Source organism: Polyangium sorediatum, from assembly GCF_029946465.1.
Taxonomy (GTDB): Bacteria; Myxococcota_A; Polyangia; order Polyangiales; family Polyangiaceae; genus Polyangium; species Polyangium fumosum.
Map to the genome: position 1 here is coordinate 23,720 of NZ_JARZHI010000089.1, position 13,582 is coordinate 37,301.

At 69.0% G+C, this 13,582-nt stretch carries 9 protein-coding genes; 6 read left to right on the forward strand and 3 right to left on the reverse strand.

Features of this window, described 5'->3' with window-relative positions:
* The first annotated feature begins 18 nt into the window (after positions 1–18).
* From QHF89_RS44605 to QHF89_RS44625, 5 genes are all read left to right on the forward strand, one after another.
* Positions 19–2,733, forward strand: a complete 2,715-nt coding sequence (locus QHF89_RS44605) for a MopE-related protein (protein WP_136972815.1) — start codon at positions 19–21, stop codon at positions 2,731–2,733.
* A 120-nt stretch (positions 2,734–2,853) separates the two neighbouring features.
* Positions 2,854–3,390, forward strand: a complete 537-nt coding sequence (locus QHF89_RS44610; RefSeq protein ID WP_136972816.1) for a hypothetical protein — start codon at positions 2,854–2,856, stop codon at positions 3,388–3,390.
* A gap of 154 nt (positions 3,391–3,544) precedes the next feature.
* On the forward strand, positions 3,545–5,353 hold the full coding sequence (locus QHF89_RS44615; RefSeq protein WP_284721757.1) for a DUF3604 domain-containing protein: 1,809 nt from the start codon (positions 3,545–3,547) through the stop codon (positions 5,351–5,353).
* Entirely contained in the window at positions 5,350–6,957 is a 1,608-nt protein-coding gene (locus tag QHF89_RS44620; protein ID WP_284721758.1) for a sensor histidine kinase, read from the forward strand. Before QHF89_RS44615 ends, QHF89_RS44620 begins: the two co-directional genes overlap by 4 nt.
* Before the next feature lie 165 nt (positions 6,958–7,122).
* Positions 7,123–8,172 (forward strand): SGNH/GDSL hydrolase family protein, encoded by a 1,050-nt coding sequence (locus QHF89_RS44625; RefSeq protein ID WP_136972819.1) that lies wholly within the window; start codon positions 7,123–7,125, stop codon positions 8,170–8,172.
* Between the two features lie 16 nt (positions 8,173–8,188).
* On the opposite strand, the gene QHF89_RS44630 is transcribed toward QHF89_RS44625, so the two are convergent.
* Genes QHF89_RS44630 through QHF89_RS44640 form a run of 3 tightly spaced genes read right to left on the reverse strand, consistent with a single transcriptional unit; the run spans position 8,189 to position 11,810 of the window.
* Positions 8,189–10,528 (reverse strand): Eco57I restriction-modification methylase domain-containing protein, encoded by a 2,340-nt coding sequence (locus QHF89_RS44630; RefSeq protein ID WP_284721759.1) that lies wholly within the window; start codon positions 10,526–10,528, stop codon positions 8,189–8,191.
* Between the two features lie 8 nt (positions 10,529–10,536).
* Entirely contained in the window at positions 10,537–11,391 is an 855-nt protein-coding gene (locus QHF89_RS44635) for a hypothetical protein (protein ID WP_284721760.1), read from the reverse strand.
* Complete coding sequence (locus QHF89_RS44640; protein ID WP_136972822.1) at positions 11,388–11,810, reverse strand: hypothetical protein; 423 nt, start codon at positions 11,808–11,810, stop codon at positions 11,388–11,390. The genes QHF89_RS44635 and QHF89_RS44640 overlap by 4 nt, the downstream gene beginning before the upstream one ends.
* Positions 11,811–11,975: 165 nt before the next feature.
* Here QHF89_RS44640 and QHF89_RS44645 point away from each other — a divergent pair.
* The coding region (locus QHF89_RS44645; protein ID WP_136972823.1) for a DUF2169 family type VI secretion system accessory protein at positions 11,976–13,582 on the forward strand (1,607 nt) is incomplete at its 3' end.

Genomic DNA, 13,582 nt, shown 5'->3' on the forward strand with positions numbered 1-13,582 from the left:
CCGAAGGGAAACTCGGTCATGCGGCGTGCATTGGTGCTTGGGCTCGTGCTCGTGGGCGTTGGGGCGTGGGCTGCCGGGTGCAATGCAGCCCTCGGCATCGACGACCCGGTGCTCGTGCAGACGGGTCCCGGCGGGACGGGCGCGGGTGGTGGCCAGGGCGGCGCCGGAGGCCAGGGCGGCAGCGGCGGGGCGGAGTGCACGGCCGTGGAGAAGGCCTGCGACGGGATCGACGACGATTGCAATGGCACGATCGACGACCTCCCGCTCGCGACCTGCGGCTTCGGGGTCTGCTTCGTGAGCGTGGAGGCGTGCGTGGACGGCATGCCCGTGCCTTGCGTGCCCGGTTCACCCTCGCAGGACGAGCTCTGCGACGACGACAACGACGGCATCGACGACAACTGCAATGGCCAGGTCGACGAGGGCTGCCCCTGCACGGTCGGCGAGACGCAGGCCTGTTATACCGGCTCGATGGACACGCGGAACATCGGCGCGTGCAAGGACGGCTCGCAGACGTGCATCGCGGAGAACACGTGGGGGCCCTGCGAAGGCGACACGCTCCCCTCGATCGAGGCGTGCAACGCGATCGATGACGATTGCGACAACGTCGTCGACGACGGCTTCCCGGAGATCACGTGCGGCGAGGGCGCCTGCCAGGTGAGTGTATCCACCTGCAACCCTGCCGGCGGGGATCCGCCCGAATGCACGCCGAAGGACCCCGTCGACGAGATCTGCAATGGCCAGGACGACGATTGCAACGGCGTCATCGACAACGGCGATCCGGGCGGCGGTGGGGTGTGCACGTCGGGCATTCCCGGTCAATGCGCCGTAGGGACATACCATTGTGACGGCGGCGCGCTCAACTGCATACCCGACGCGAAGCCCACGATGGAGACCTGCAACGGCGCCGACGACGATTGCGACGGCATGACGGACGAGGAGAACCCCGGCGGCGGCATCGCCTGCCCGACGAACCAGCTCGGCGAGTGCGCGTTCGGCTCGACGACATGCTTCATGGGCTCTTTGATCTGCGCCGCGCCGGCCCCGATGGCCGAGATCTGCGACGGCAAGGACAACGATTGCGACGGCGAGATCGACACGCACGGCGTCGACGCCGACAAGCCGTGCACGACGGGCATGCCGGGCGAGTGCTCGCCGGGCAAGACGCTCTGCATGATGGGCGCGCTCCAGTGCAAGCCTTCGATGCTGCCCGAGATGGAGTATTGCGACGGCAAGGACAACGACTGCGACGGTACGATCGACGAGGGCAACCCGAACGGCGGCGCCGCTTGCACGCTCTCCTTCAACAAGGGCGTGTGCGCCGCGGGGACCGATACGTGCGTGGGCGGCATCGTCACCTGCGTGCAGAACGTGCAGGCGTCGGCCGAGATCTGCGACGGCCTCGACAACGATTGCGACGGAGACGCGGACGAGAGCCTCGCCTGCGGCGCCTGCGGCGCGTCGACGATCGCCTCGGGGAGTTGCACGAGCTTCGCGATCCCCTCGCAAAACCCGCTCACGACGAACTGCGAGCAAATCTTCCCCCCGGCCTCCACGATCGCGATCACGATCGCGGAGACGGCCGTCAAGTATTACGTCAATGCCGCGGGCGGCAGCGACAACAACGACGGCAAGAGCCCCGCGAAGGCCTGGGCGACGCTCTGCAAGGCCGTGGCAATGGCCCCCGGAGGCAGCACGATCCTCGTCGCGCAGGGCGGGTATGCGTCGACCTCGGTCATCGTGGCCAAAGAGCTCACCATCAAGGGCGGATTCAGCTCCTCGTTCGCGAACTGGAATCCGGACACGTACCCCACCGCGTTTTACGGGCAGCTCACGCTCGACCACAACAAGGCGGTCTGGGGCGGCTTCCGGATGCTCGCGGCGCCCACGACCTCGCTCACGCAGCACAACCTCCGCGCCGGCACGTTCGTGCGCAACTACGTGGAGACGCTGTTCAGCGGCGGCGCCGCGACCTCGGCGGCGCTCGGCGCGACGGCCTGCATGGGCAGCACGGCGACGTTGTTCGGCAATGACGTGTACGCCCGCTCCACCACCTCGACGACGCACACGGCCATCCAGTTCGGCAATCAGCGCGGCGCGACGATCCTCGATTCGAACCGCATCTGCGTCGAGGGCAAGAGCAGCGGCGCCGTGACCTATGCCATCAACGGCTCCGGGCCGAACGCGGCCAGCGTCGCCTCCTTGGTCGCGCGGAACAACGTGATCGAAGCGGCGAGCAACAATGCGTACCTCGTCAATTTCCTGGGCAGCAACGGCGGCGTCGATTTCAACCTGATCTTCACGAACAACACGATGCTCGCCCGCACGTACGGCATCTGGGGCACCGCAGCGTCGAGCGGCAAGATGCGCTGGCGGCTGACGAACAACATCCTGTTCAGCATCACGGGCGGCAGCACCGCGGTGAACCTCGGCTCGGGTGCGGGCGTCTCGCTCGACTCGGCGGAGAACAACCTCGTCTTCGGGTTCAACAACAACCTCTTCAGCGCGCCCGTCCCCGTGTCCTCGTCCGGCAACGACACGACGAACACGCCCACCGCGACGAGCGTCTTCATCAATGCGACGGGCGGCGATTTCCGGCTGAAGACGGGCGGCCAGGGCGACGGGACCGGGAAAAACGTCTACAACCAGGCCACGTACGGCACGGTCACGACCGACATCCTGCAAGCGGCGCGGCCCCAGGCAGGGGCCTGGGACCGCGGCGCGTACATGAATTGAGGCGGGCGGGAAGACGCTCCTCCTCGGCGTGAAAACGGCGGGTTCGTGCGCGTGGCCTCTTGCGATGCGCCGCGGATCGGGGCTCAATGAGGCATGCACAAGCCGCTCCCGGGAGTGCGCATGGACCGCCGTGTCGCGCTCCAGAACCTCGTCCTCGCGATCGCGGCAGCCGCCGTCACGAGCTGCGACAACCTCGACAATTTCGAAGTGGACGTCGGCGCCAAGGCGACGATCCCCCCCGGCACGATCCTCGAAGAGCTGCTCGGCGTCCTCGCCTTCGACGATTTCCAGAGCATCAACCTGACGCAGGAGCTCGACAACCAGGGCGTCACGAAGGAAGACGTCGACTCCGTGCGCATGATCTCCCTCGCGCTCGTCATCGACGGGCCGGCCGGGGCGAATTTCGATTTCATCGAATCGGTCTCCTTTTTCGCCGAGACCGAGGGACAACCGAAGGTGCTCGTGGCCGAGCTCGATCCCGTGCCGAAGGGGAAGACCTCGCTCGATTTCGTCGTGTCGGGCGCCGAGCTGAAACCTTACGTCGTCGCCCCCTCGATGAAGCTCACGACGACGACGAAGGGCAAGCGCCCCCCGCAGGAGACCATGGTCTCGGCCGCGGCGGTGCTCGACGTCGACGTCACCGTACCCGGTTGCTGAGCTTGACGACGGGGCCGGGTCCGTTTTTCATGATCTCGTGAGGATCGTCGGGCTCGCTTTATCACTTCTCCTCCTCTTCGACGGTTGCGCGGAAGCGCCTACGCCTGCGGCGCCCCCGCGCGTGCCGCGACCACGCGCCGCCTGCGCAACGCGCGTGCCCACGCGGGTCCCGCTCTACGGTGACCTCCACGTCCACACGGCGTTTTCTTTCGACGCCCGCTCCTACGACACCGTGGTCACGCCGGCCGACGCGTATCGCTTCGCGTGTGGCGAGCCGATCCACCTGCCGCCGCTCGACGCGGCGGGGAAGGGGACCCGCGAGGCGCGGATCGACAGGCCGCTCGATTTCGTGGCCGTCACCGACCACGGCGAGTTCCTCGGCGAGATGTACCATTGCACGACGCCCACCTCGCCCAAGTACGACACGTTCACGTGCCAGACGTATCGCGAGGAGGTCGGGCAGGGCGCTTCCACCTTCGCCGTGCGCCTCTCCCAGGCGAACCCGATGCGCGTCGCGGAGCTCTGCGGCGAGGGCAAGGACTGCGAGGCCGCGGCGCGCGAGCGCTGGCAAGCCATGCAGGACGCGGCCGAGGCGGCCTACGATCGCAGCGCGTCCTGCTCGTTCACCACGTTCGTCGGGTACGAATACACGAACACGTTCGGGATCTCGAACCTGCACCGGAACGTGATCTTCGGGAACGACATCGTGCCCGAGCTGCCCGTCACCTATTTCGAGGCCCCGACGCCGCTCGACCTCTGGACGCTCCTGCGCGACGGGTGCAAGTCCGCCGAGAATGGCTGCGACGTGCTCGTCCTCCCGCACAACTCGAACCTCTCGAACGGCCGGCTCTTCGACCCCACCTACCCCGGCGGCGCGACGATCGAGGAAGAAGCCGCGCGCGCCGCGCTCCGGGCGGAGATGGAGCCCGTCGCCGAGATCTTTCAGCACAAAGGATCGAGCGAGTGCCGCAATGGGTTCCTCGACGTCGAGGCGGACGTCGATCCGCTCTGCGACTTCGAGGAGCTCCGGCCGGACGACGACGAGCAATGCGGCGACAAGCCCGGCTCCGGGGGCATGCGCCTCTGGGGCTGCACGCATCGGCACGATTTCCTGCGGTATGTCCTGAAAACCGGCCTCCTCGAAGCCGAGCGGCTCGGGACGAACCCCTTTCTGTTTGGCCTCATCGGCTCGACCGACACCCACAACGGCACGCCGGGCAACACGTCCAGCGTCGGCTTTCCCGGGCACGTCGGGCTCGTCGACGACACGCCGGAGAAGCGCCTCGGCGCCGGCACGGAGACGCACGACGGCGTCATCAACAATCCGGGCGGGCTCGCCGGGGTCTGGGCCGAGGAGAACTCGCGGGAGTCGATCTTCGAGGCGATCCGCCGCCGCGAGACCTTCGCCACGAGCGGCGCCCGCATTCCGATCCGCTTCTTTGGCGGCTTCGGGTACGACGCGGGCCTCTGCGGGCGCCCGGAGCGGCTCGACGAGGCCTATGCGGCCGGCGTCCCCATGGGCGGAATGCTCGGAACGTCATCGGGAGCGGAGCCGACGTTTTTCGTACAGGCGACAGCCGACCCCGGCACGGCGAGCTGGCCAGGCAGGCCGCTCGAACGGCTTCAGATCATCAAAGGCTACGTGCACGAGGGAAAGGTGTACGAAAAGGTCTATGACGTCGCGGGCACGCCCGCCCCGGAGCCCGCTGTCGATACGGCGACCTGCGACGTGCTGGCCGAGGGCGCGGAGGAGCTCTGCGTCGTCTGGACGGACCCCGATTTCGTTCCGAACGAGCGAGCCTTCTATTATGCCCGCGCCATCGAGGTGCCGAGCTGCCGCTACAGCACGTACGAATGCAACGCGCTCGATCCGGCCTCGGCGCCGGCGGCGTGCACGGACGTGTCCGTCCCGAAGACCGTGCAGCATCGCGCGTGGAGCTCGCCCATCTGGTATGGACCATGAGAGATCGCCCGGCGGCTTCTAGGCAAGCGGAGTCGGCCCTCCTCCGCGGCGCCCTCGACGTGCTGGACGACGCGATCGTCGTGGTGGACCCGACCGGCAAATTCGTCTCGTGGAACCGGACCGCGGCGCGCCTCGTCGGGGTCCCTGTCGACGCCTCCCCCGAAGCGTGGACCGAAGCGTTTGGTGTTTTCTTTCCGGATGAACGAACGCCTTGCCCAACCGAATCCATTCCGCTCTGGCGGGCTCTTCAAGGCGAGCGCGTGGAGGACGTCGAGCTCTACGTGAAGAACCCGCGCGCGCCGCAGGGGATCCATGTCCTCGCCTCCGCGCGGCCGATCCTGGGCGAGCAGGGCCGGGTCCGCGGCGGCGTGGTGGTCTTTCGGGACGTGACGCTGGCGAAGGTCGCGAAGGCGGCGCTCGGTCACGCGGAGGCGCGTATGCGCGCGATCGTCTCCAATACGCCGAACATTGCGATCGAGGGATACGATTTGCAGGGCCGCGTGCTCTACTGGAACCGGGCCGCCGAGCGCCTCTTCGGCTGGTCCGAGGACGAGGTCGTCGGCAAGACGCTCGACGGCATGATGCTCGACACACCCTCGACGGCGAAGTTCGTGGAGACGCTCGAAGAGATCGCGCGCACGGGAATGCCGAACGGCCCCAATGAATGGTCGTGTTATCGCAAGGACGGCAGCCAGGTCTGGGTGTACTCGACGATCTTTTCGATCCCGACGATCACGGGCGCTTGCGAGTTCGTCTGCATGGACGTCGACGTGACGCCCCTCAAGCACGCCGAGAATCGGATCCGGGAGCAGGCGCAGCGGATGGAGGCGCAGGCCACGGACAACGCGAATCTCTTTCACGAGGCGCTGGAGGCGATCTCGGCGCGCGACGACTTTCTGGCCGTCGCCTCGCACGAGCTGCGCACGCCGCTCACGCCCCTCAAGTTGCAGCTCGAACGCCTCGTGCGGGATGCGCGCGCCGGGGCCCACCAGGAGCGCCTGGCGCCGGCGCTCGAGGTTGCCTATCGGCAGGTCGGGCGGCTCGCGGCGCTCATCGATCGCCTGCTCGACGTCTCGCGAATCACGGCCGGCAAGCTCGATTTGTGCCTCGACGAGATCGACCTCTGCGCGCTGGTGCACGACGTCGTCACGCGCTTCGGTCGCGAGATCGAGGACGCCGGGTGCCAGCTCTCGTTTCCTCATGACAAGCCGATCCTCGGCACGTGGGATCGGCTGCGGCTCGAACAGGTGGTCACGAACCTCCTCGGCAATGCGACCAAGTACGGCCGCGGCAAGCCGATCGAGATCGGGCTCGAAGCGGACGAGGGCACGGTGCACCTCACGGTCCGCGACCACGGCGTCGGCATTGCACCGGAGGATCAGGGCAAGATCTTCGAGCGATTCGAGCGCGCCGTCACGAACCAATCCTTTGGCGGCCTCGGCCTCGGGTTGTGGATCGTGCGGCAGATCGTGGAGACACACGGCGGGGCCGTGCGGGTGGAGAGCGCGCCGGGCAAGGGCTCCACGTTCCAGGTGGAATTGCCTCGGTGGCGGAGGACGCTCGACGAATCGCAAGGCCCGCTCTCGATATCGCAGGGGACGTGATCGCTGTTGCCAGCGGCGCGCCGGGGAGCGATCCTCGGGCGCATGCAGACGTTTGCGCTTGCCTCTTTGGCCTCCTTCGCTCTCTTCGCCCTCGCGTGCAGCCCGTCTTTGGGCGGGGGAGGGACGCAGGGCTCGGGGAGCGGCGGCTCCGCGTCGTCGAGCGGGATGTCGTCCTCCACGGGCTCCTCGTCATCGAGCGGCGCGGGCGGCGGCGGTCCGACGGCGGAGGTGCATTTCATCGGTCGATTCACGAACGAGGTGGATCCGCGCTTCGCCTGGCCCGGCAGCACGATCGTCGCGCGTTTTTCAGGCACGGGCCTCGACGTGCGCCTCGCGGACGCCGGCAACAACCATTTTGCTGTCGTGATCGACGACGGACCGCCCACCGACCTCGCGACGAGCAGCGCCAAGGACACGTACACGCTCGCGGCGAACCTGCCCGCCGGCGAGCACACGGTCTTGCTCGAAAAACGCACCGAGTCGTACGTCGGCATCGTGCAGTTCAAGGGATTCGTGCCTGCGCCCGGCGGCGCGCTCGTCCCCACGCCCGAGCCGTGGAGCCGCAAGATCGAGCTCGTCGGTGATTCGATCACCTGCGGCTACGGCAACACCGGCGCGGGCCCGCTCTGCCCGTTCTCGCCCGAGACCGAGGACGAGTATTCGGCGTACGGCGCCCTCGCGGCGCGCAAGCTCGGGGCCGCGCACATGGGGATCTCGTACTCGGGGATCGGCGTGTACCGCGATTACAGCGGCGCGACGCAGAACCAGATGCCCATCCGCTTCGAGCGCACCCTCGCCGACGATCCGGCCTCGACCTGGGATTTTTCCTACATCCCGGACGTCGTCGTCGTGAACCTCGGGACGAACGATTTTGCCAAGGGGGACCCCGGGCAACCCTACATCGACGCGCTCTCCGGGTTCCTGGACAAGCTGCGCGAGCATTACCCGAACGCGTACCTGCTCTGCGCCGTCGGCTCCATGCTCTCGGACTCGTATCCCGCCGGCGCGATGCATTTGACGAAGGTCAAGCAGCACATCAACACGGCGCTCGACGCCCGCAAGGCGAAGGGCGACACGAACGTGGGGTTCGTGGACCTCGGCGAGCAAAACGCGGCGGTGGACGGGATGGGCTGCGATTACCACCCGAGCGTCGCCACGCACCAGAAGATGGCGGACAAGCTCGTGGCCGCGGTTCAATCGGCCAAGGGCTGGTGAGGCGCGCGCAGGGGCGTCACGGCGAGGGGGCGCGGTCCGGGGCCACGGTCCGCGCCCATCGCTCGATCGGTCCTCGTTCCATGAGCGAGAGGCCGAGCGCGCGGGCAACGAGATCGTCGAGCGTGTCCTGCTCGGCCCGGCTGATGCCCTGATTGCGAGCGCCGAAGCTCTCGGCGAGCGCCTCGATCTCGGGGACGAGCCCGGGAACGGCCGGCGCGGGGAGCGCGCGCAGGTGGGTGATCTTCACCTGGGGCATGCCCTGCCGGGCGTCGCGGTGCCGCATGTAATGGTACCAGCGAATGGGGCTCGCGTTGAGCCATCCGAGGAGAAACCCCGCGCTCCACTGCTCGTCGGCGAACCCCGCGAGGATCGAGTTCCGGAAGGCGAGGCCGTCGGACAGCGCGACCATGGGAAAGCGGGCTGTCTGGCGAATGAGCAGGCGCACGGTGAGCCATTCGGCGTCCTTGCGGAAGCGACCCGTGAAATCGGCGGGATCACAATAGAGGCGCGGAGGACGCCGGGAAAACGGCTCGATGTCCCCGCCCACGCGCAGGCCGACCTGGAAACGCCCGTCGGGCGCCTCGCGCTCGTGGAGGTGCCGGACGTCGGCGCCGTTGCTTTGAAACCCACGCTCGCCGAAGAGGTGCGGGGGCAGCTTCGGCAGGGCCGAGAGGGTATCGAGCAGGGCCGCCGTTTCGGCGTCGAGGTCCGTGCGCGCGAGGGGCCAGGCGAGCGCCGTGTCGAGCGAAGTCCTCTCCGCCTGGCGCGTGGACAGCAGGCCCATGCTCGGTTGGAAGACCCCCTCGAATGCGTCCCCGAAATCGGGCAACGCGTCGTCGCACACGCAGAGCGCGTCGTGCGCGCGGCGCGAGGGCTCATACCCGCCGAGATCCGACATCGACGTCGGCAAGACGAGCCCGAGACGACCTCCCGGTCGAAGCATGCGGGCGCACTGGTGGACGAAAAGACCCTGCAAATTGCGATATCCGGCGAAGGCCGGGTTCGTGCGTCGATAAAATTCACGCAGCTCGTCGGCGAGCGGCTGCGCGGCGCGGCCGGCGTACGAGACCCAGGGCGGGTTTCCCACGAATGCGTCGAACCCGCCGCGGCCGAAGACCTCCGGGAGCTCGATGTCCCAGTGGAACGGAGAGCGCGAGGCCGCGAACGCCGTGGCCTCGGCCTCGAACTCCGTCCCGCCCTCGCCGGCGAGATGACGCGCGGCCAGATCCGGCAAGGCCGCCAGGCGTTCTTTCTGGGCTTTTTTATCGTCCGAGGCAAAAAGCGCGGCGAGAAGGGCATGGCCCACGGTGCGCAGCGGCGCGAGCGCGCGGTTGGCCTCGGCGAGGAGATCCGGATCGGCCGTCTCGAAAAAACGTCGCCGCAGTGTCTCCGCCTCGGCCAGGCGCTCGTGGACCTTCGCTGGGGAGATGGCTTCCATCGATTCGCGCCCGAGCCCCACGAGCGAATCCCCATGGCGCAGGCTGGCTTCGAGAAACGAAAAGGGATGCGTCTTCGGCGACGTGAGCAGCCAGAGCGACACCCGGGCGAGGTCCACGGCGATCGGATTGCGATCCACGCCGTAAAGGCAATTCGCGGCGACGAGCCGGCGCGCGTGGGATTGCGGCTCCTCGCCGGGCGCCAACGCGGCGGGCATCCCGGCGTGCTCCCAGGCGGCGACGAGGCGCTCGGCGAGCCATCGACAAACCTGCACGAGAAATGCGCCCGCGCCCATGGCGGGGTCGCAGACGGAGAGACCGAGGATCTCCTCGGGACGCGCGTCCGGGCGCACGAGCGGGGCGAGCGTGCGCTCGACCATGATTCGCGTGAGCAGCGGCGAGGTATAATGGGCGCCCGTGCGGCGCCGCTCCTCGGAGAACCCCATCAGCGTCTCGTACACGGTGCCGAGGTGCTCGACGTCGAGATCGGCGTATACGAGGCGCTCGCCCGACACGAGGAGGAGTTTGTCGAGGATCCGCAGGACGACGGCGTCGGAGAGCCGCCCTTCGAGGAATGGAAAGGCGTCCGCGTCGAAAAGCGCGCCGCGCCGGGCGGGGCTCGGAGGAGGCGTTTGCCCGAGGGCTCCTTCATGCAGACGGCGAAACAGGGCCCTCACGCGCGTCCACGCGTCGTGACGATCGGCGAGCGAGGCGCGTTCCGCCGCGGCGAGCTCGGCGTGCAAGGCGCCGAGCTCATCGCCCGGAAAGAGCCCGCGCGACGAAGCAAAAAGGACGACGACGAGGCGCAGGACCACGCTCACGAGCCCCGCAGGATCCGCCCCCGGAAACCCGGCCGTGAGCTCACGCAGGCAGAGCGTCGCCTGCTCTCGCAAGACGCCCGCGCCTCGGGCCGCGTTCACGCTCTCCGTCACTGTTTTTCGCAATGGATGAGCTCGATCCAGGGGAGCGCCGCCTCGCTCGCGTCCGTCTCCGCTTGGGCCGTGTACGTGTCGTTCCGTGCATACCCGGTCGCGGCGCCGTTGCTCACGAGCCCGATTCCGTGGGAGGTCGTGGCGAGCGAGACCTCGCCTTCGTGCGTATGCGTGCGCGGGGCCGCGCTCGAAAGGGGTTCGCCGCCGAACGAGAGATCCGGGGGCGCGTCCTTCGGCAGGCCCACGACGAGCCGGCCTTGCGTCGCGGCGGCCTGCTGAAAGCCCGCGGGGCATTTCGGGCCGTCGTAAAAGATCTGCATGCCCTTCGGCAAGGGTTTGACCCCGGCCGCCGGCTCCGCGAGCTTCTTGCACGCGAGGAGCTGGACGTACGGCAAACCCGTGGTGGATTTCTCCGAGGTCGTGCCGAATTCGACCGTTCCCGCCGCAGCGACGCCGTTGTTGCCGCCGCCGGAGACGCCTGCATACGTGATGGGGACGAGGTCGAACGTCGCTTTCACCCCGTGCGTGTGGGGCCGCTCTTCGCCGCTCAGGAGCGGCTCGCCCACGGTCGTTCCGCCCGCCGCGTCGGCGATCGTTGGGAGCACCGTGCGTCCGGCCGCGGCCTTGTACGGCTCCCATCCGCTCGGGCAGGCAGGGACCTGGAAAAACCCGATCGTGTTCGTGGGCATTGCGTCGCCGCGCGCCCCGGGGCCGCCGCCCGCGCCGCCGCTCCCTCCGCTCCCGCCATTTCCTTCCCCGCCGGCGCCTTGCGAGCCGCCGGTCGTGGACACGGATCCGGTCGCGCAGGCCGTGACGAGGGCGATGGCCGCGATCGCGGACGCGCTTTTCATTGCTTGACGCATGCGATCACCTGCACGAAAGGAAGGCCCGAGACACCGGGGTTCGTCGTCCCCGCAATGGCGTACGTCTGCGCCTGCGCGCCCGCCTGGTTGCTCCCGTCGGCGGCCGCGATCGACTTCGAGGGCAGGGCGATCTCGCCCGCATAGTCGTGGGTGTGCGTGCGATCCTCGCGGTCCAGGAGCGGCTCGCCCACCTGCACGCCGACGTCCTTGCCCTCGGCGACCGCCACGACGAGCCGCCCCTCGACGTTCGGCGCGGGCGCCCATCCGGGCGGACAAACGCCCCCTTCGACGTGGGCCACCATGCCGGCCGGCACACCATCCTCCTCCACGGGTTCCCCGGACGCGCTCCGGCTGGCGACGAGCCCGAGGCCAAGACCGAGGCCGAGGAGCAGAAACCTTCCTGTCATCGTACCCGAGATTGGTTTGTGCATGCTTCGAGGCGTATCGACCCGCGCCGGGCGCGTCAACGGGTAGCGGATGACGCACCGCTGCGTAAACCACGTCGCCGCTCCGCGGGACGCGGGTCCATTTTTCCCCTCGATCCCGCGCCTGTTGAGATAGGCTTCGGCACGATGCAAATCCTCTCGGTCGGTCCCCTGCGCACGGGGTCCATCGTGTGGCAGAAGCGCGCGGGGGGCTTCGTCCTCACGGTCGTTTGCAAGGCCACGTATTGGCTCCAGCCAGGCGAGGCCGTGCTCTCGAACGAGCAAGAAGCCCTCAATGAGGCCGACGATCACTGGGACGACGATCCGAACCGGAGCTTGCGCGCCGCGAGTGATCTCGTGCCGGTCAAGCCGCGCCCCGAGGTCACGCTCGTCGGGTATGCCTACGCCCCGGGACAGCAGCCGGTCCGATCCCTCGTGGCGCGCCTCATCGTCGGCGAGGTCGACAAGGCGATCGAGGTGTTCTGCGACCGCTCGTTCCTGCCCGACGGCTCGCTCCAGGAGGGCACGCGGTTCACGCGGATGCGCCTCACGTGGGAGCGCGCGGGCGGCGGGCCCGGCACGAACAACCCCGTCGGCGTGCGCGCCGATGTGCGGGACGGTTATGGGCGGCGTGCCCTGCCGAACCTGCAGCCCCTCGGCATCTACGTCTCCACGGCCGAGGATTTTGTGCCGCCCGTGTGTTTCGCGCCCATCGCGACGAGCTGGCCCTCGCGGGCGGACCTCGTGGGGCGCGCGCCGCCGCCCGCGGGCGTGGGCCTCGACGGGCCGAGCGAGGCGTTTTTTAATGCATCACCCTCGGATCAGCTCCTCACGGCGCTGCGCGACAACGAGCGGATCGTGCTCGAGAACCTGCACCCCGAGCACACGCGGCTCGTGACGAACCTGCCGGGCGTGCGGCCCGCGATCTTCGTGGACCGAGGGAACGGGCCTGCGCAACGGCAGAAGGTGCGCGCCGATGCCCTGTGGATCGATACGGACCGCGGGATCGCCACGCTCACCTGGCGCGTGCAGGTCCCGCTCGCGCGGCCGGACGAGCCGGGGCGCGTGATCGTGGGAATGGAGATGCCCGGGCACGACCTGAGCTGGGGCGAGATCGTCCAGACGATGGCCGCCTCGGAATCGAAGGGGTTTGCGGAGGACGACCATACCCAGACGAACATCATTTCGCAGATGGAGGCCGAGGCGGCGCGCCGCGCGGCGCTGCCCTTCGCGGCCTCGTCCCTGCAACCGGCGGCGCGCGAGCCGCAGCCCTCGCTTTCGGGCGATTTGCCGTTCCAATCGTCGATCCTCCAGCCGCCGACGTCGGCGCCGCTCCCCTGGACGCAGCAGCTCCAGTCGCCGCAGCCGCCGACGCTGAAGCCCCCGCCCTTGCCCGCGGCGGCGCGCGCCCCGCTCCCGGGGACCGTTGTCTCCCCCGCGCCCGTGCCGCCCGTGTCCAAGCCCGCGCCGCCGGTGCCGCCGCCTGCGCCCAAGCCCTCGACGCCTGCGTTCATCCCGCCCGTCGTGCCCGCGCCGGTCGTGGCCGCGCCGCCGCCGGTGCCCGCGCCCATGCCCGTGCCCCTCCCGGCGCCCGTGCAACTCTCTGCGATTCCCGCGGCGCCCCCGTCGCCCGTCCCCGCGCCGGTTCGTCCGGGAACGATATCGCCCGAGGGCGGCCGCGGGGCGAGCCCGTGGGCGGGCGGCGCGCCCGGCGGCGTGGCGCCGGGGCGCGAGACGCTCGGCACGGCGGCGGC

What these genes read in the sequence shown, in the direction of transcription:
- QHF89_RS44605 (WP_136972815.1), top strand. Translation starts at nt 19, where the DNA reads ATGCGGCGTGCATTGGTGCTTGGGCTCGTGCTCGTGGGCGTTGGGGCG.
- QHF89_RS44610 (WP_136972816.1), top strand. Translation starts at nt 2,854, where the DNA reads ATGGACCGCCGTGTCGCGCTCCAGAACCTCGTCCTCGCGATCGCGGCA.
- QHF89_RS44620 (WP_284721758.1), top strand. Translation starts at nt 5,350, where the DNA reads ATGAGAGATCGCCCGGCGGCTTCTAGGCAAGCGGAGTCGGCCCTCCTC.
- QHF89_RS44625 (WP_136972819.1), top strand. Translation starts at nt 7,123, where the DNA reads ATGTCGTCCTCCACGGGCTCCTCGTCATCGAGCGGCGCGGGCGGCGGC.
- QHF89_RS44635 (WP_284721760.1), bottom strand. Translation starts at nt 11,391, where the DNA reads ATGAAAAGCGCGTCCGCGATCGCGGCCATCGCCCTCGTCACGGCCTGC.
- QHF89_RS44640 (WP_136972822.1), bottom strand. Translation starts at nt 11,810, where the DNA reads ATGACAGGAAGGTTTCTGCTCCTCGGCCTCGGTCTTGGCCTCGGGCTC.